The sequence below is a fragment of the Kitasatospora sp. CB01950 genome (genome assembly GCF_001905465.1).
Taxonomy (GTDB): Bacteria; Actinomycetota; Actinomycetes; order Streptomycetales; family Streptomycetaceae; genus Kitasatospora.
In genome coordinates this window covers 1-17,846 of the sequence record NZ_LISX01000015.1, presented here as the reverse complement: position 1 = coordinate 17,846, position 17,846 = coordinate 1, and the positions used below count along the sequence as shown (strand labels likewise).

Here is a 17,846-nt window from a genome sequence, read left to right as displayed (position 1 = left end):
TCCGGGGTTCCGCGAGGAACGACCGGCCGCACCAGCGGGGCAACCAACGGAGGCCTCCCGCAAGGGAGTTCTCCAGGAGCGGCGCGCACCGGCCTTCGGTGTCGCGGGCAGCCCACCACCTTTTCCGGGTCGGTGGGCCTCTCGTGTACAAGCACATAGTGCCCGGTCGCGGAGAGCGGCTGACCATCCGGCGACGGACGGTTTTTCTCCGGGCCGCGAGAAGCGTCCTCCGTCAACACCTGGTGACAGCCGTATCTGAACAGGAAAAGGAAACATGGCGAACCAGAAGCGCCCCAAGGTCAAGATCGCCCGTGCTCTCGGCGTTCCGCTGACCCCGAAGTCCGTCAAGTACTTCGAGGCCCGCCCGTACCCGCCCGGCCAGCACGGCCGTGGCCGCAAGCAGAACTCTGACTACAAGGTCCGTCTGACCGAGAAGCAGCGTCTGCGCGCGCAGTACGACCTCAGCGAGAAGCAGATGGCGCGTGCCTTCGAGGCCGCCAAGAAGGTCGAGGGCAAGACCGGTGAGGCGCTCGTCGCCCTGCTGGAGGTCCGCCTCGACGCCCTGGTTCTGCGTTCGGGCATCGCCCGCACTATCTACCAGGCCCGCCAGATGGTCGTGCACGGTCACATCGAGGTCAACGGCTCGAAGGTCAACAAGCCGTCGTTCCAGATGAAGCCGGGCTACGTCGTCACGGTGAAGGAAAAGTCCAAGGAGAAGGTCCCCTTCCAGGTGGCTCGCGAGGGTGGCAACGCCGGCGAGGGCCAGACCCCGAAGTACCTCGAGGTCAACCTGAAGGCCCTGGCCTTCCGTCTGGACCGCGCGCCGCAGCGCCGCGAGGTTCCGGTCGTCTGCGACGAGCAGCTGGTCGTCGAGTACTACTCGCGCTGACCCGCGAGCGGAACGCCCCCTCGGTCCTCGGACCGCGGGGGCGTTTCCCGTTTTCCGGGCCGGTTCGGGCGCCTGCGGCCGGTTCAGGCACCGAGGGCGCGGTGGACGGCGGTGTCCAGGTCGAGGCGGGCGCCGAGGCGGAAGGCTTCGTCGTACTGGTGGTCGGTGAGTGCGGCGCGGGTGCGGCGGGTGCAGGTGTGGTGGGGCCCGTGGAGGGTGCGGGAGCCGGTGAAGGGGGTGCCGGCGGCCGTCCGGAGGCGGTGGGCGGCGCCCTGGAGGACGCGGGCCTCGTACGGGTCGGGGTCGGGGTCCTCGGTGGCGAGCAGGGCGAGCAGGTCCATGGCGAGGGCGATGCCGAGCGGGTCGCGCAGCGGGTGGGTGAGGCGGAGCGACTCGCGGGCGAGGCCGCGGGCGGCGAGGGGTTCGCCGGACCGGTGGCCGGCCCGGGCCATCGCGTACAGGCAGTAGCCGTGGGCCCACCGCTCGCCGTGCTGTTCGCAGTGTGCGCGGGCGCGTTGGGCCCAGGCGGCGCTGTTCGGCCGGTCGTCGAGGACGAGGTGGGCGAGGGCGAGGTCGGCCATGGCGAGCAGGACGTGGGAGTCGAGGTCGCCGAGGGCGGTGTAGTGCCGCAGGGCCTGTTCGAGGAGGGCGGCGGCGCCGACCGGGTCGTCGCCGATCAGGGCGGCGCAGCCCTGGCGGTGGACGGCGTGGGCGAGGGCCCGCCGGTCGCCGGTGGCGAGGGCCTGGCGGTGGGACTCGGCGAGAGCGGTGCGGGCCCGGGCCGGGTCTCCCTGGAGGGTGGCGAGGTGACCGGTGACCCAGAGGGCCTTGGCGCGGGCGTCGGTGGGTTCGGGGGCGAGGGCGAGGGCGCGGTCCAGCCAGCGGCGGCCCTCGCGGAGGCGGCCGGCGCCGGCCCAGAAGTACCAGAGGGTGCCGGCCAGGGTGAGGGCGAGCTGCTGTTCGCCGGGTTCGGTGAGCGAGAACTCCAGGGCGGCGCGCAGGTCGGGGTGGGCGAGCCGGGTGCGTTCGGCGGTCTCGGCCTGCCCGGGGCCGAACCATTCGACCTCGCCCCAGGCGGCGACGGACAGGTACCAGTCGCGGTGGCGGCGCAGCAGCCGGCGGTGGTCGTGGCCGGCCCGCAGCCAGTGGGCGCCGTAGTCGCGCACGGTGTCGAGCATCCGGAACCGGGCGGGTTCGCCGTCGAGGCGTTCCAGGACGGACTTGTCGACCAGCGACTCGAGGAGTTCGAGGACGTCGTCGAGGTCCAGGCCCTCGCCGCCGCACACGTACTCGGCGGCGTCCAGGTCGAAGCCGCCGGCGAAGACCGACAGGCGCGACCAGAGTAAACGTTCCTGCATGGTGCAGAGTTCGTGGCTCCAGCCGATCGCGGTGCGCATCGTCCGGTGCCGGGCGGGGGAGGTCCGGCCGCCGCCGGTGAGCAGCCGGAAGCGGTCGTCGAGGCGGGCCAGCAGCTGTTCGACGGAGAGCGCGCGCAGGCGGCCGGCGGCCAGTTCCAGGGCCAGCGGGAGACCGTCCAGGCGGCGGCAGAGCAGGGACACCTCGGCGCGGTCGGCGCCGTCCAGGCGGAAGCCCGGACGGACGGCGGCGGCGCGGTCGGCGAACAGCAGCATCGCCTCCGAGTCGGCCCGGCCCTCCGGCGGGTCGACCGGCAGCGGGGCCAGCGGCAGCAGGTGCTCGCCGGCCGCGCGCAGCGACTGCCGGGAGGTGGCCAGCACCCGCAGGCCGGGCGCGGCGCGCAGCAGGGCGTCGACCAGTTCGGCGCAGGCGTCGACCAGGTGCTCGCAGCCGTCCAGCACCAGCAGCAGGCGGCGGCCGGCGAGCCGTCCGGCCAGCGTCGTCCGGGCGGCGTCGTCGGCGGGCCCCAGCGCGGCCAGGACGGCGGGGCCGAGGGCCGCGGCGTCCCGGACCGGGCCGAGTTCGGCGAGGTGGACGCCGTCGGGGAAGCCGGCGGCCAGCCGGGAGGCGGCCCGCAGCGCCAGCCGGGACTTGCCGACCCCGCCCGGGCCGGTCACGGTGACCAGCCGGGAGCGGCCCAACAGCTCGGCCAGGGCGTCGAGTTCGGCGGACCGGCCGACGAAGCCGGTGACCTCGGCGGGCAGTCGGCCCGGCCCGCGAGACGCTGCCGCCATGCTGTCCAAGAGACGCCCCCGTCGCTGTGAACCCGTTCCTCCGGTGGGCCCGCGCCCAGCGAGCCAACTCCCCAACGAGGTGACCGGACGGTAGGTTACGCGCCGTGTTCGCACATCCGACCGGTTCCCGGGGCGGAGTGGTGGGCGACATATCCGGTCGGGGAGCGACCGGCAGTCACGGTAGGGTTCACTACCGAGGTTTTCGATACTGGAAACTCACAGGCGAGGGAGCGCGCGAAGGTGTCCGTGGGAGAGCTGGCCGGGCTGCTGGTCGCCGTCTTCTGGGCGGTCCTGGTCACCCTGCTCGCCGTGGTCCTGGTCCGGCTGTCGAAGGTGCTGCGGGAGGCCACCGTCCTGGTCGCCGCCGTCACCGAACAGGCCGTGCCGCTGCTGCAGGACGCGAACGCCGCCGTCCGCAGCGCGCACGAGCAGCTGGAGCGGGTCGACGAGATCACCGCCAACGTGCAGGACGCCGCGGCCGACGCCAAGGCGCTGTCCTCCACGGTGGCCGCCACCGTCGGCGGGCCGCTGGTGAAGCTGGCCGCGTTCAGCTACGGCGTGCGCCGGGCCGTGAACCGGCAGCAGACGGGCCTCGCGGTGCCGCCGCAGGGCGGCGAGCGCGAGGAGCTGGCCCGGCTGATCCGGGCCGAGGTGCGTGCGGCGACCGCGCCGCGCGGTGGTCTGCTGTCCCGGGTCCGCCGGGCCGTGAGGGGCTGACCGCGATGGTGCGCAGGATCTTCTGGATGGCGGTCGGCGCAGGCGCGACCGTGTGGGCCATGAACAAGGCCAACGAGGCGGTGCACCGCCTCACGCCCGACTCGCTGTCCGGCACCGCCGCCCGCGGCGCCCTCCAACTCGGCGACGCCGCCCGGCAGTTCGCCCGCGACGTGAAGTCCGGCATGGCCGAGCGCGAGCAGCAGCTGCGCGCCGACCTCGGCCTGGACGGCACCGCGGTCGTCGAACCGCCCCGCCGCCGCACGCTCAGTGGCGCGGCCGGCTCCGACGGGGACCGAGCTATCTCGGCGGCCCCGGGCTCCCCGGCCGCCGCCCTGCCCACGTCTCGCGGCACGCGCCGCACCACCCCCCAGACCATCGTTGCCAAGACCCGTCAGCGCGAGCTGCCGGGCAGCACGACCGATCGGAAGGACCCCCACTGATGGAGTCGGCAGAGATCCGCCGCCGCTGGCTGCGCTTCTTCGAGGAGCGCGGCCACACCGTCGTACCGTCGGCCTCGCTGGTCGCCGACGACCCCACCCTGCTGCTCGTCAACGCCGGCATGGTGCCCTTCAAGCCGTACTTCCTCGGCGAGGTCAAGCCGCAGTTCTCGCGCGCCACCAGCGTGCAGAAGTGCGTCCGCACCCTGGACATCGAAGAGGTCGGGAAGACCACCCGGCACGGCTCGTTCTTCCAGATGTGCGGCAACTTCTCGTTCGGCGACTACTTCAAGGAAGGCGCCATCACGTTCGCCTGGGAGCTGCTCACCGGCTCCGTCGCGGACGGCGGCTACGGCCTGGAGCCCGAGAAGCTCTGGATCACCGTCTACCAGGACGACGACGAGGCCGAGAAGATCTGGCGGGACGTCATCGGCGTGCCGTCCGAGCGGATCCAGCGCCTGGGCATGAAGGACAATTTCTGGTCCATGGGCGTTCCCGGCCCGTGCGGCCCGTGCTCGGAGATCAACTACGACCGCGGCCCCGCGTACGGCGAGGAGGGCGGCCCGGCGGTCAACGGCGAGCGCTACCTGGAGATCTGGAACCTGGTCTTCATGCAGTACGAGCGCGGCCACGGCGACGGCAAGGACGGGTTCGAGATCCTCGGCGACCTGCCGAGCAAGAACATCGACACCGGCCTCGGCCTGGAGCGCCTCGCCGCCGTCCTGCAGGACGTCGACAACCTCTTCGAGATCGACACCAGCCGGATGATCCTCGACCGCGCCGCCGAGCTCACCGGCCACACCTACGGCGCCGACCACAAGGCGGACGTCTCGCTGCGCGTGGTCACCGACCACTTCCGCACCGCGCTGATGCTGGTCGGTGACGGCGTCACCCCCGGCAACGAGGGCCGCGGCTACGTGCTGCGCCGCATCCTGCGCCGCGCGATCCGCAACATGCGCCTGCTGGGCGCGATCGGGCCGGTCGCCAAGGACCTGATCGACATCTCGATCAAGGCGATGGCCCCGCAGTACCCGGAGCTGGAGGCCGACCGCAAGCGCATCGAGACGGTCGTGGTCGCCGAGGAGAACGCCTTCCTGCAGACCCTGCGCTCCGGCACCAACCTGCTGGACGCCGCAGTCACCGAGACCAAGGCCGGCGGCAGCGTGGTGCTCTCCGGCGAGCAGGCGTTCAAGCTGCACGACACCTACGGCTTCCCGATCGACCTCACCCTGGAAATGGCCGAGGAGCAGGGCCTCCAGGTCGACGAGGCCGGCTTCCGCCGCCTGATGCAGGAGCAGCGCGACCGGGCCAAGGCCGACGCCAAGGCGAAGAAGATGGGCCACGCCGACGTCGCCGCGTACCGCGAGGTCGCCGACAGCGCCGGCGCCTCCGTCTTCACCGGCTACACCCTCACCGAGGGCGAGGCCACCGTGGTCGGCCTGCTGGTGGACGGCGTCCCGTCGCCGGCCGCCAGTGAGGGCGACGAGGTCGAGCTGATCCTCGACCGCACCCCGTTCTACGCCGAGGGCGGCGGCCAGCTCGCCGACCACGGCCGGATCCGCCTGGACTCCGGCGCGGTCGTCGAGATCCGCGACGTGCAGCAGCCGGTGCCGGGCGTCATCGTGCACTCCGGCGGGGTGCTGTTCGGCGAGGTCGTGCTCGGCGCGGCCGCGTACGCCACCATCGACATCGAGCGCCGCCGGGCCATCGGCCGCGCCCACTCGGCGACCCACCTGACCCACCAGGCGCTGCGCGACGCGCTCGGCCCGACGGCCGCCCAGGCCGGCTCGGAGAACGCGCCGGGCCGCTTCCGCTTCGACTTCGGCTCGCCCGCCGCCGTGCCCGGCAGCGTGCTGGTCGACGTCGAGCAGAAGATCAACGACGTGCTGACCCGTGAACTCGACGTCACCGCCGAGGTCATGACGATGGACCAGGCCCGCAAGCAGGGCGCCATCGCGATGTTCGGCGAGAAGTACGGCGACTCCGTCCGCGTGGTCACCATCGGCGACTTCTCCAAGGAGCTGTGCGGCGGCACGCACGTCGCCAACACCGCCCAGCTGGGCCTGGTGAAGCTGCTCGGCGAGTCCTCGATCGGCTCCGGCGTGCGCCGCGTGGAGGCGCTGGTCGGCGCCGACGCGTACAAGTTCCTGGCGCGCGAGCACACCGTGGTCGCCCAGCTCACCGAGCTGGTCAAGGGCCGTCCGGAGGAGCTGCCGGAGAAGATCTCCGGCATGCTCGCCAAGCTCAAGGACGCCGAGAAGGAGATCGAGAAGTTCCGCGCCGAGAAGGTGCTGCAGGCCGCCGCGGGCCTCGCCGAGGGCGCGGAGGACGTCCGGGGCGTGGCCCTGGTCGCCGCCCGGGTCGGCGACGGCACCGGTGCGGACGAGCTGCGCAAGCTGGTGCTGGACATCCGCGCCCGGCTCGGCAACCGCCCGTCCGTGGTCGCCGCGTTCACCGTCGCGAACGACCGCCCGCTGACCGTCATCGCCACCAGCGAGGACGCCCGCGCCCGCGGTATCAAGGCCGGCGAGCTGGTCCGCGCCGCGGCGAAGACGCTCGGCGGCGGCGGTGGCGGCAAGGACGACGTGGCACAGGGCGGCGGCAGCAACCCGGCCGCGGTCGGCGAGGCGATCGAGGCCGTCCGGGCACTGGTGGCCGAGCGCGCGTGAGTGAGGGCTTCGTCGAAGAGAAGGTCTTCCGGCGGGGCCGGCGGATCGCCGTCGATGTGGGCGACGCCCGGATCGGGGTCGCGGTCTGCGACCCCGACGGGCTGATCGCCACGCCCGTGGAGACCGTCCCCGCCGGGGGCCGCTCGCAGGCCCGGCTCAAGGCGATCGTCGAGGAGTACGACGCGATCGAGGTCGTGGTCGGACTGCCACGCTCGCTGAACGGCAAGGAAGGCCCGGCCGCCGCCAAGGTCCGCGCCTACGCGGGCCGGCTGGCCGCGCTGGTCGCCCCGGTCGGCGTGCGGCTGGTCGACGAGCGGATGACCACCGTCACCGCCGCCGCCGGGCTGCGCGCCTCCGGCCGGTCCTCCAAGAAGGGCCGCTCGGTGATCGACCAGGCCGCGGCCGTGGTCATCCTCCAGGCCGCGCTTGAGACCGAACGGGTGAGCGGCCGCGCACCCGGTGAGAGTGTCGAGCCGGTGGCCTGACCGGGCCGGTCTAGGTTCCCGATCGGGGCCCGTGCGGACGCGCGTCCGCACGGGCCCCGATCGCATGCCCGCCGCCGGAGGCCCGCCGTGACCGACCCGTACACCGCGCCCGGACTGACCCCCGGCCACCTCGGCGCCCCCGTGCTCGAACCCGACGCCGCACCGCCCGGCCTGCCGTACGGCGTCGAACCGCCCGACCCGGGACGGCTGCGCACCGGCGCCGCCTGCTGCCTCAGCGTGGCCGGCCTGTTCGGGGTGCTGGCGGCCGCCGCGGTCGCGCTGTTCCTGGTCTGGCCCGAGGGCAAGAAGCCCGCCCCCGACTTCGTCGGCGTCGGCACCGGCCGGGTGCAGGTGTCGGTCGCCCAGGGCGCCAGCATCACCCAGATCGGCCGGACGCTGACCGCCAAACATGTCGTCGCCTCCGTCCGGGCGTTCACCGAGGCTGCGGCCAAGAGCCCGGCCGGCGACCGGATCCACCCCGGCACCTACACCCTCAAGGAGAAGATGCCGGCGGTCGCCGCCCTCAACATGCTGCTCGACCCGTCCAACGCCAACGCCCTGACCATCCCCGAGGGCTGGCGCACCACCCAGGTCTACACCGCCATCGACACCCGGCTCGGCCTGGCCGCCGGCACCACCAAGGGCATCGCCGAACAGCACCTCGCCGACCTCGGCCTCCCCGCCTCCGCGGACGGCCACCCGGAGGGCTACCTGTTCCCCGCGACCTACCCCGTCACCGGCGACAGCACCCCGCTCACCCTGCTCCAGGAGATGGTGAAAGAGGCCGACACCCAGCTCGACGGCGACGCCGTCAAGGACGCCGCCGCCAACAACAACATCTCCCCGTACGGGCTGCTCGCCGTCGCCAGCCTCGCCCAGGCCGAGGCCGACAACCCCGAGGACATGGCCAAGGTCGCGCGCGTCGTCTACAACCGGCTCGCGAAGAACATGCCGCTGCAACTCGACTCCACCATCAACTACGCGCTCGGCCGCTCCACCCTCACCACCACCGTGGACGACACCAGGCTCGACTCCCCGTTCAACACCTACGCCCACCCCGGCCTGCCGCCCACCCCCATCGGCAACCCCGGCCGGGACGCGCTGCGTGCCGCGATCCGCCCCGCCGACGGTGACTGGCTGTACTTCGTGACCGTCCAACCCGGCGACACCCGGTTCACCGACAGCTCCGACCAACAGCGAAAGAACGTCGACGAGTTCAACGCACATCGCGCACAGAACCCGTCGCCGACCCCCTCCGACCCGTCACCTGTCGTTCCCTGAACAACAGGGAGTGACGCCCGTTGGCTACGCTGCGGTACGGTAACGTCTCCCAGCACGGGCGTCGCTAGCACGCCGGTTCGACGGACACCCTGGACGCGGTAAGGGGATCGATGACTGATCAGAGCGGGCGCTACGGTGCCCAGGGCGACCAGGCGTGGTTCCCCGGCGAGCAGCAGCAGCCCCCGCAGTACGGGCAGCAGCAGGACCTCGGGCAGCAGCAGGAATTCGGTCAGCAGCAGTACCCGCAGGGGTATGTGCAGCAGCAGGGCGTGCCGCAGCAGGGGATGCCTTTGCCGGGGGTTCCGCAGCAGCAGATGCCCCAGCAGCAGGTGCAGCAGCAGGTTCCTCAGCAGCAGATGCCGATGGGCGGCCAGGGCTACCCGCAGCAGCAGGGGTTCGTCCAGCAGCAGCCGCAGGGGTATCCGCAGCAGCAGGGCATGGTCCAGCCCGGGATGACGCAGGGCGGCCAACAGCAGTTCGGGCAGGACCAGTTCGGGCAGCAGCAGGGCTTCGCGCCCGGGCAGCCGATGCCGCAGCAGGGAATGCAGCAGCAGGCCATGCCGCAGGCGATGCCGCCGCAGCAGGCGCAGATGCCGATGGGCGGCCAGGGGTATCCGCAGCAGCGCGGGGCGAGCCAGGGCGGTCAGCAGCAGTTCGTGCAGCAGGGTGTGCCGCAGTCGCAGCCGATGCCGCAGGGCATGCAGGGGATGCAGCAGCCGGTGCAGGGCATGCCGCAGCAGGCCGCACCGCGGCCGGTGCAGCAGCAGCCCGCACCGCAGGCGCGTCCCGCCGGGCCCGGTCCGGACGGCATCGACTGGGAGGCCGAGGCCGCCGCGCTCGACAACCCGGGGGCGGCGACGGCCGCCACGGAGGCCGACCAGCGCGCGGACGAGCCCGAGACGTGGGCCGAGGACGAGTACGCCGAGGAGGAGCGCAGCTCGTTCCTCTCCGAGCAGGACAACTCCCGCGAGGCCGAGCGCAAGCGCAAGGAGAAGGGCAAGAAGTCGGGCCGCCGCAACAGCGGCGCCTGCCTGGTGGTCGCCCTGGTCCTGCTCGGCGCGACCGGCGGCGCGGGCTGGTGGGGCTACGGCCAGTACCAGCAGCGCTTCGGCCCGCCGCCGGACTTCAACGGCGACGGCAACGGCTCCGTCAACATCACCGTCGCCTCCGGCGCGGTCGGCGGCGACATCGCGAGGGTGCTGAGGGACGCCGGCGTGGTGAAGAGCATCAAGGCGTTCACCGTCGCGTACGACAAGAACCCGAAGGCGCGTGGCATCCAGCCCGGCATCTACACCATGAAGCACGAGATGTCCGGCGACGCGGCCGTCAAGGAACTGGTGGAGTCGAACGGCGGCAACGTGCTGATCATGCCGGAAGGCATGATCGCTGCGGACATCTACACCAAGATCGACGAGAAGCTGAAGCTGGAGAAGGGCACCACCGCCAAGGTGGCCAAGGACCAGGCCGGCAACCTCGGCCTGCCCGCCTACGCCAACAACAACCCCGAGGGCTTCCTGTACCCGACCCGGTACTCCGTCACCGACGGCATGAAGCCCGAGGACCTGCTCAAGCAGATGGTGGGGAACGCCGTCCAGCGCTACAACGAGCTCAAGCTGGACGAGGCCGCGCAGAAGATCGGCCTGAAGAACGCCTACGAGGTGATCACCGAGGCGTCGATCCTGCAGGCCGAGGGCAACAACGACCACGACTTCGGCAAGATGGCCAGGGCCATCTCCAACCGCCTGACCACCAACGTCACCGGGCACAAGCTCGGCCTGGACACCACGCTGCAGTACCAGTTGGGCCGCAAGGAGCTGAGCTATGCGGAGATCAACGACCGCTCGCTGAAGTACAACACCAACATGAACCCCGGCCTGCCGCCCACGCCGATCTCCAACCCGAGCGAGAACGCGATCAGGGCGGTCCTCAACCCGACCCCGGGCGACTGGGCGTACTGGCTGGCGATCTCGCCGTCGGAGACCAAGTTCGCCGCGACCGGCGAGGAGCACGCGAAGAACACCGAGAACTGGTGCATCTCGCGGGGCAAGCAGTACGACTCGAAGCAGGTCGTCTGCAAGTGAGTCGCGGGCGCGGCCGGTCGGTGCGACCGGCCGCGCCGCCGTGTCGGCACTACCGGCACCCGCCGCCGTCGACCGCCTCGCTCCGGTTGCCCACTCCCGGCTCACCGGCCGACCGGGGCGCAGGGCGTCCGGTGGGCGGGACGGCTTTGCGGGGTGGCCGGGGGTGGCGAGTAGCGTGATGCGGATGGAGACCTTGCAGCCCTCTGAGCCGGCCCTGTTGGAAGCCGCCCGCGTCGATGTGGTCCGTGGTGGGCGGTACTTGCTGAAGGACGTGTCGTTGACCGTTCGGGCCGGGGAGCACTGGGCGGTGCTCGGGGCGAACGGGGCCGGGAAGAGTACGTTGTTGTCGCTGTTGGGGGCGGTGGAGCATCCGACGGCGGGCAGTGTGAAGGTGCTGGGGCGGCAGCTCGGGCGGGTGGATGTGCGGGAGTTGCGGGCGCATCTCGGGCATGTGAATCCGCGGCATCCGTTGCGTTCGCCGTTGACGGTGCGTCAGGTGGTGCTGACCGGCGTCACGCAGTCGATCGAGCCGGACCCGTTCCGCAAGCCGACCGCCGAACAGCTCGACCACGCCGAGGAGTTGATCCACGCGATGGGTGTCGCGCACCGTGCCGAGAGCGCCTGGACGACGCTGTCGCAGGGCGAGCGCGGGCGGGTGCTGATCGCCCGGGCGCTGATGCCGGAACCCCGGCTGCTGCTGCTCGACGAGCCCGCCACCGGGCTGGACCTGACCGCGCGCGAGCAGTTGTTGGAGAGCCTGGACGGGCTGCGCCGGCGCTTCCCCGAGGTGGCGTCGGTGCTGGTCACCCACCACCTGGAGGAGCTGCCGGAGACCACCAGCCACGCGCTGCTGCTGCGCGACGGACTGGCCACCGCGGCCGGCCCGGCGGGTGAGGTGCTCACCACCGAGCTGGTTTCCGACTGCTTCCGCCACCCGATCCGGATCGGTCACAGCGAGGGCCGCTGGACGGCCCGGACCCGCCGGGGCGCCGCGTGAGCGTCCGGGACTGGGCGCTGCGTCCGGCCACCGACGCCGACCTGGAACCGCTGGTCGAGCTGCGGGCGGCGGCGATGCGTCCCGACCTGGAACGGCTCGGCCGCTGGGACGAGCACCGGGTGCGGCAGCGGATGCGCGACGCGTACCGGGCTGCGCACACCGCGGTGGTGGAGGTGCCGGGCTTTCCGTCGCCGGCCGGCTGCCTGGCGGTGCGCCCGGACGAGGACCGGCCCGACACGGTGGTGCTGGAACACTTCTACCTCGACCCGGTGTTGCACGGCCGGGGCCTCGGCACCGCCGTGCTGCGCTCCGCGCTCGACGACGTCGACGCCGCCGGGCAGGCCGTGCGGCTGGTCGTGCTGCAGGGCAGCCCCGCCCGCCGGCTGTACGAGCGGCACGGCTTCGGGTTCGCGTCCGAGGATCCGATCGACGTCCGGCTGTACCGTCCCCCCTTCTCCCGAAAGGCCGTCCCGTGACCACCCCGCACCGCGCCGCCGTGCTCGGCTCGCCGATCGCCCACTCGCTCTCGCCCGCGCTGCACCGGGCCGGCTATGCCGCGCTCGGGATGGACGGGTGGAGCTACGACCGGTACGAGATCGACGAGGCCGGGTTGGCGGCGTTCGTCACCGGCCTGGACGCCGCGTGGGCGGGCCTGTCACTGACCATGCCGTTGAAGCGGGCGATCCTGCCGCTGCTGGACACCGTCAGCGACACCGCGCGGTCCGTGGACGCCGTCAACACCGTGGTGTTCGGGCCGGACGGGCGGCGGCACGGTGACAACACCGACGTGCCCGGTCTGGTCAACGCGCTGCGCGAGCGGGGTGTCGGGCGGGTGGAGTCGGCGGCGGTGCTGGGCGCCGGGGCCACCGCCTCGTCCGCGCTGGCCGCGCTCGGGCAGCTCTGCGACGGGCCGCTGACGGTGTACGTGCGCAGTGCCGAACGGGCTGCCGAGATGCGGGAGTTGGGGGAGAAGCTCGGGGTGGCGGTGCGCACCGCCGACTGGGCGGACGGTGCGCAGGCGCTGGCCGGGCCGCTGACCGTCTCCACCACGCCGGTCGGCGCCACCGACGCCTTCGCCGCGCAGCTGACCGGCACGCCCGGGGTGCTGTTCGACGTGCTGTACCACCCGTGGCCGACCGCGCTGGCGGCCGCCTGCCTGGAGCGTGGCGGCACCGTGCTCGGCGGGCTGGACCTGCTGGTGCACCAGGCGGTGCTCCAGTTCGAGCGGTTCACCGGCGTCGAACGCGGCCCGCTGGCGGCGATGCGGACCGCGGGCGAGGCGGCGCTGGCGTCCTGAGCTGCCCGGCGTCCTGAGCTGCGGCTTCGGCGCGGCGATCGCGGACGTTCGGTGTCCGTCACGCGGACCGTGCCCACGACGGCCGTCCGGACGTGAAAGGATCGGTGCTTGCCCCGCCGCGCTCCGCAGCGGGGGCAGGACGAGACGCCGGACCGGCCGCCGTGCACGGCGTGCGGGCCGCTGACGAAGGAGCTTTTCGGTGGGTAGCTTGCGCTGGCTGACGGCGGGGGAGTCGCACGGCCCCGCTCTGGTCGCGACGCTGGAGGGCCTGCCGGCCGGAGTGCCGGTCACCACTGCCATGGTGGCCGACGCGCTGGCCCGCCGGCGGCTCGGCTATGGTCGCGGCGCGCGGATGAAGTTCGAGCAGGACGAGGTGACCTTCCTCGGCGGTGTCCGGCACGGCGAGACCATGGGCTCGCCGGTGGCGATCATGGTCGGCAACACCGAGTGGCCGAAGTGGGAGCAGGTCATGTCGGCCGACCCGGTCGACCCCGAGGTGCTCGCGGGCCTGGCCCGCAACGAGCCGCTGACCCGCCCCCGTCCGGGCCACGCCGACCTGGCCGGCATGCAGAAGTACTCGATCGACGAGGCCCGGCCGATCCTGGAGCGCGCCAGCGCCCGGGAGACCGCGGCCCGGGTCGCGCTCGGCGTCGTCGCCCGCTCCTACCTGAAGGAGACCTGCGGCATCGAGATCGTCAGCCACGTGGTCGAGCTGGCCGCCGCCAAGGCCCCCGCCGGGGTGCTGCCGCTGCCCTCCGACGAGGCCCGCCTCGACGAGGACCCGGTGCGCTGCCTGGACGCCGACGCGTCGAAGGCGATGGTCGCCGAGATCGACCAGGCCCACAAGGACGGCGACACCCTCGGCGGCGTCGTCGAGGTGCTGGCGTACGGCGTGCCGGTCGGCCTCGGCTCGCACGTCCACTGGGACCGCCGGCTGGACGCCCGACTGGCCGCCGCGCTGATGGGCATCCAGGCGATCAAGGGCGTCGAGGTCGGCGACGGCTTCGGCCTGGCCCGCGTCCCCGGCTCGCAGGCGCACGACGAGATCCTGCCGACCCCCGACGGCGTGAAGCGCGCCTCCGGCCGCTCCGGCGGCACCGAGGGCGGCCTGTCCACCGGCGAGGTGCTGCGCGTCCGCGCCGCGATGAAGCCGATCGCGACCGTCCCGCGCGCCCTGCAGACGCTGGACGTGCGCACCGGCGAGCCCGCGAAGGCGCACCACCAGCGGTCCGACGTGTGCGCCGTCCCGGCGGCCGGCATCGTCGCCGAGGCGATGGTGGCGCTGGTGCTGGCCGACGCGGTGGCGGAGAAGTTCGGCGGCGACAACGTCTCCGAGACCCGCCGCAACGTGCAGTCCTACCTCGACAACCTGATCGTCCGATGACCAGCCCCGCAGTGGTGCTGGTCGGCCCGCCCGGCAGTGGCAAGTCCACCGTCGGGCGGGTCCTCGCGGAGCGCCTCGGCCTGCCGTTCCGCGACACCGACGAGGACGTCGAGCGGACGGCCGGCAAGCCCATCCCGGAGATCTTCGTCGACGACGGCGAGCCGCACTTCCGGCAGCTGGAGCGGGCGGCCGTCGCGGCCGCCGCCGCGGAGTTCTCCGGCGTGCTGGCGCTCGGCGGCGGCGCCGTGATGGCCTCCGCCACCCGCGAGGTGCTCGCGCCGCTGCCGGTGGTGTTCCTGGAGGTCGCCCTCGCCGACGCGGTCAAGCGGGTCGGCCTGGACGCCCCCCGCCCGCTGCTCGCGGTCAACCCCCGGGCCCGCTGGCGCGAGCTGATGGAGGCCCGCCGCCCGCTGTACCTGGAGGTCGCCACCGCCGTGGTCGACACCCAGGGCCGCACCCCCGAGCAGGTCGCCGACGCCGTACTCGAAGCACTGGAGCTGAAGAACCCCCATGACTGACGAGATCGTCCGGATTCAGGTCGCGGGCAGCGACGGCCACGACCCGTACGAGGTGCTGATCGGGCACCGGCTGCTCGGCGAACTCGCCCCGCTGATCGGCCCGAAGGCCAAGCGGGTGGCGGTCATCCACCCGGAGGCGCTGGAGGCCACCGGCGAGGCGATCCGCGAGGACCTGGCCGAGCAGGGCTACGAGGCGATCGTCCTCCAGGTGCCGAACGCCGAGGACGCCAAGAGCGTCGAGGTCGCCGCGTACTGCTGGTCGGTGCTCGGCCAGACCGGCTTCACCCGCAGCGATGTGATCATCGGCCTGGGTGGCGGCTCGACCACCGACCTGGCGGGCTTCGTCGCCGCCACCTGGCTGCGCGGAGTGCGCTGGATCTCGGTGCCCACCACGCTGCTCGGCATGGTCGACGCCGCGGTCGGCGGCAAGACCGGCATCAACATCGCCGAGGGCAAGAACATGGTCGGCGCCTTTCACCCGCCCGCGGGCGTGCTGGCCGACCTCGGCACCCTGGAGACCCTCGGCAAGCACGACTACGTCTCCGGCCTCGCCGAGGTGATCAAGGCCGGCTTCATCGCCGACCCGGTCATCCTCGACCTGATCGAGCAGGACCCCGCCGCCGCGACCAGCCCCGTCGGGCCGCACACCCTGGAGCTGATCCGGCGCGCCATCCAGGTCAAGGCCGACGTGGTCTCCGGCGACCTCAAGGAGTCCGGCCGCCGCGAGATCCTCAACTACGGCCACACCCTCGGCCACGCCATCGAACGCAACGAGCGCTACAAGTGGCGGCACGGCGCGGCGATCTCCATCGGCATGGTCTTCGCCGCCGAACTCGGCCGTCTGGCCGGGCGGTTGGACGACGCCACCGCCGACCGGCACCGCACCGTGCTGGCCTCGGTCGGCCTGCCGCTCAGCTACCGGGCGGACGCCTGGCCGAAGCTGCTGGACGCCATGAAGATCGACAAGAAGTCGCGCGGCGACCTGCTGCGCTTCATCGTCCTGGACGGCCTCGCCAAGACCTCCGTGCTGGAGGGCCCCGACCCGTCGCTGCTGGTCGCCGCGTACGCGGAGGTCTCCGGATGACCGCCCCCGTGCCGGTGCTGGTGCTCAACGGCCCCAACCTGGGCCGGCTGGGCTCCCGCGAGCCCGACGTGTACGGGTCCACCTCGTACGCGGGCCTGGTCGCGCGGTGTGCTTCCTTGGGGCTCGAACTGGGCTTGGACGTCGAGGTGCGGGAGACCAACTCCGAGGCGGAGATGGTCGGTTGGCTGCACGAGGCGGCGGACGCCAAGACCCCGGTGGTGATCAACCCCGGTGCGTTCACCCACTACTCGTACGCGATGCGGGACGCCGCCGCGCAGCGCACCGCCCCCCTCATCGAGGTGCACATCTCCAACCCCTACACCCGCGAGACCTTCCGGCACACCTCGGTGATCGCCGCGGTCGCCTCCGGCACCATCGCGGGCTTCGGCCTCGGCTCGTACGAACTCGCCCTGCGGGCCCTCGCCGAGCAGCTCACCACCCGCTGACACCCCTCGCCGGCCCGGTCGCGGACTTGTGCCCGCCACCGGGCCGACGTGTACATTCGGCGCAGGGAGGTGACGGTGAGCCAGTACGCGCAGAGCCACCAGCCGGGGGGTCAGGTGCCGCCCCGTCCGGGGACGCCGCCGTATCCGACGGTCCCTCAACCGCCGTACCCCGCACCGGCACTGCCCGCCACCACCCAGGCCATCCCCACCCTCGGCCCGATCCCGGGCCGACCCGACCGGCCGACCGTCCCGCTCAAGGCCGTCGGGCCCGTCGCCCCCGGCGGCACCGGACACTTCCTGCTCCCCAGCGGCGGCACCGTCCAACTCCCCGCCGTGCCACCGCCGATGCCCGTACTGCCCGCGCCCCTGCCCACCGGACCGATCGCCGTCCTGCTGATCGGCGCGGCCGGCGCCGGCAAGACCACCGTCGCCCGCTACTGGGCCGAACGCCGGCCCACCCCCACCGCGCACATCAGCCTCGACGACGTCCGCGAATGGGTCCAGGCCGGTTTCGCCAACCCGCAGTCCGGCTGGAACACCGCCTCCGAGGCCCAGTACCGGCTCGCCCGCCGCACCTGCGGCTTCGCCTGCCGCAACTACCTCGCCAACGGCATCTCCTGCATCATCGACGACGCCGTCTTCCCCGACCGCCCCGCGATCGGCCTCGGCGGCTGGAAACGCCACATCGGCCCCGGCATGATCCCCGTCGTCCTCCTTCCCGGCCTCGACCGCGTCCTCGCCCGCAACGCCGAACGCTCCGGCAACCGCCGCCTCTCCGACGACGAAGTCGCCCGCATCCACGGCCGCATGGCCGGCTGGCGCACCTCCGGCCTCCCCATCATCGACAACTCCAACCTCACCGTCCCCGAGACGGCCGCCGCGCTCGACCAGGCGATCTTCTCCCGCCTCCACCAGGCCTGACCCCACTGCCGTAACGTTCCGCCAGCCGACACGCTTCGCTGCGCGGGCTTCTGCCGTGCTGTGCGGCCTGCTTCACGGTGCCCTCGCCGGGCGGGTCGCTTCGCGCTGCCGCCCGCTGTGCTGGCGCGGATCGCTGTGCTGCCCATCTGCTCCGCGGGTCTGCGCTGCGCGGAATCATTCCTCGCCACCCCCGGTACCGCCCGCGAGCAGCCCACCTCACTGGCCACCGCCAGAGCCGACACCCCTGCGGGGCACCGACCACCGAGCAGGAACCCGCCCCCGCCCCCGCGCCGAAAGCCGTGCAGCCGGAGGCCCGCGGCAATGCGAGTTGCCGCTGTGCGGGGTTTCGCTTGCGCTTGCCTGCCGCTGTGCGGGGTTTCGCTTGCGCTTGCCTGCCGCTGTGCGGGGTTTCGCTTGCGCTTGCCTGCCGCTGTGCGGGGTTTCGCTTGCGCTTGCCTGCCGCTGTGCGGGGTTTCGCTTGCGCTTGCCT

16 protein-coding genes are annotated in these 17,846 nt (G+C 72.9%); 15 read left to right on the top strand and 1 reads right to left on the bottom strand.

Features of this window, described 5'->3' with window-relative positions:
• The first annotated feature begins 274 nt into the window (after nt 1-274).
• On the top strand, nt 275-889 hold the full coding sequence (rpsD, locus tag AMK19_RS28820) for a 30S ribosomal protein S4 (protein ID WP_035860039.1): 615 nt from the start codon (nt 275-277) through the stop codon (nt 887-889).
• 83 nt (nt 890-972) lie between these two features.
• On the opposite strand, the gene AMK19_RS28815 is transcribed toward rpsD, so the two are convergent.
• Nucleotides 973-3,039 carry an ATP-binding protein gene (locus tag AMK19_RS28815; RefSeq protein WP_143200457.1) on the bottom strand — a complete coding sequence of 689 codons (2,067 nt, stop codon included), beginning with the start codon at nt 3,037-3,039 and terminating at the stop codon, nt 973-975.
• Nucleotides 3,040-3,279: 240 nt separating this feature from the next.
• On the opposite strand from AMK19_RS28815, the gene AMK19_RS28810 reads away from it, so the two are divergent.
• The 14 genes from AMK19_RS28810 to AMK19_RS28745 all read left to right on the top strand — a co-directional run bounded on the left by AMK19_RS28810 (nt 3,280) and on the right by AMK19_RS28745 (nt 17,356).
• Entirely contained in the window at nt 3,280-3,756 is a 477-nt protein-coding gene (locus AMK19_RS28810) for a DUF948 domain-containing protein (protein WP_073816974.1), read from the top strand.
• A 5-nt stretch (nt 3,757-3,761) separates the two neighbouring features.
• Entirely contained in the window at nt 3,762-4,196 is a 435-nt protein-coding gene (locus AMK19_RS28805) for a DUF6167 family protein (protein ID WP_143200456.1), read from the top strand.
• Nucleotides 4,196-6,862, top strand: coding sequence for an alanine--tRNA ligase (gene alaS / locus AMK19_RS28800; protein WP_073816967.1), 2,667 nt, complete (start codon nt 4,196-4,198; stop codon nt 6,860-6,862). The genes AMK19_RS28805 and alaS overlap by 1 nt, the downstream gene beginning before the upstream one ends.
• Complete coding sequence (gene ruvX / locus AMK19_RS28795; protein WP_073816963.1) at nt 6,859-7,347, top strand: Holliday junction resolvase RuvX; 489 nt, start codon at nt 6,859-6,861, stop codon at nt 7,345-7,347. The genes alaS and ruvX overlap by 4 nt, the downstream gene beginning before the upstream one ends.
• 87 nt (nt 7,348-7,434) lie before the next feature.
• Nucleotides 7,435-8,628, top strand: a complete 1,194-nt coding sequence (mltG, locus tag AMK19_RS28790; RefSeq protein ID WP_241844639.1) for an endolytic transglycosylase MltG — start codon at nt 7,435-7,437, stop codon at nt 8,626-8,628.
• Between the two features lie 110 nt (nt 8,629-8,738).
• Nucleotides 8,739-10,709, top strand: coding sequence for an endolytic transglycosylase MltG (gene mltG / locus AMK19_RS28785; RefSeq protein WP_073816960.1), 1,971 nt, complete (start codon nt 8,739-8,741; stop codon nt 10,707-10,709).
• Nucleotides 10,710-10,893: 184 nt separating this feature from the next.
• A complete protein-coding gene (locus tag AMK19_RS28780; RefSeq protein WP_143200455.1) occupies nt 10,894-11,706 on the top strand; it encodes an ABC transporter ATP-binding protein in 813 nt (270 codons plus the stop codon).
• Nucleotides 11,703-12,182: a GNAT family N-acetyltransferase gene (locus AMK19_RS28775; RefSeq protein ID WP_073816953.1), complete on the top strand. Its 480-nt coding sequence runs from the start codon at nt 11,703-11,705 to the stop codon at nt 12,180-12,182. The genes AMK19_RS28780 and AMK19_RS28775 overlap by 4 nt, the downstream gene beginning before the upstream one ends.
• Nucleotides 12,179-13,003: a shikimate dehydrogenase gene (locus AMK19_RS28770; protein WP_073816950.1), complete on the top strand. Its 825-nt coding sequence runs from the start codon at nt 12,179-12,181 to the stop codon at nt 13,001-13,003. Before AMK19_RS28775 ends, AMK19_RS28770 begins: the two co-directional genes overlap by 4 nt.
• A 199-nt stretch (nt 13,004-13,202) precedes the next feature.
• Complete coding sequence (gene aroC, locus AMK19_RS28765) at nt 13,203-14,387, top strand: chorismate synthase (protein WP_143200454.1); 1,185 nt, start codon at nt 13,203-13,205, stop codon at nt 14,385-14,387.
• The gene (locus tag AMK19_RS28760) at nt 14,384-14,905 is read left to right on the top strand and encodes a shikimate kinase (RefSeq protein ID WP_073816944.1); all 522 of its coding nucleotides are present in this window, start codon (nt 14,384-14,386) and stop codon (nt 14,903-14,905) included. The genes aroC and AMK19_RS28760 overlap by 4 nt, the downstream gene beginning before the upstream one ends.
• Nucleotides 14,898-15,989: a 3-dehydroquinate synthase gene (gene aroB / locus AMK19_RS28755; protein ID WP_073816941.1), complete on the top strand. Its 1,092-nt coding sequence runs from the start codon at nt 14,898-14,900 to the stop codon at nt 15,987-15,989. Before AMK19_RS28760 ends, aroB begins: the two co-directional genes overlap by 8 nt.
• Nucleotides 15,986-16,435: a type II 3-dehydroquinate dehydratase gene (gene aroQ / locus AMK19_RS28750; protein WP_073816938.1), complete on the top strand. Its 450-nt coding sequence runs from the start codon at nt 15,986-15,988 to the stop codon at nt 16,433-16,435. The genes aroB and aroQ overlap by 4 nt, the downstream gene beginning before the upstream one ends.
• A 75-nt stretch (nt 16,436-16,510) precedes the next feature.
• A complete protein-coding gene (locus tag AMK19_RS28745) occupies nt 16,511-17,356 on the top strand; it encodes an AAA family ATPase (protein WP_241844638.1) in 846 nt (281 codons plus the stop codon).
• Nucleotides 17,357-17,846 lie beyond the last annotated feature (490 nt).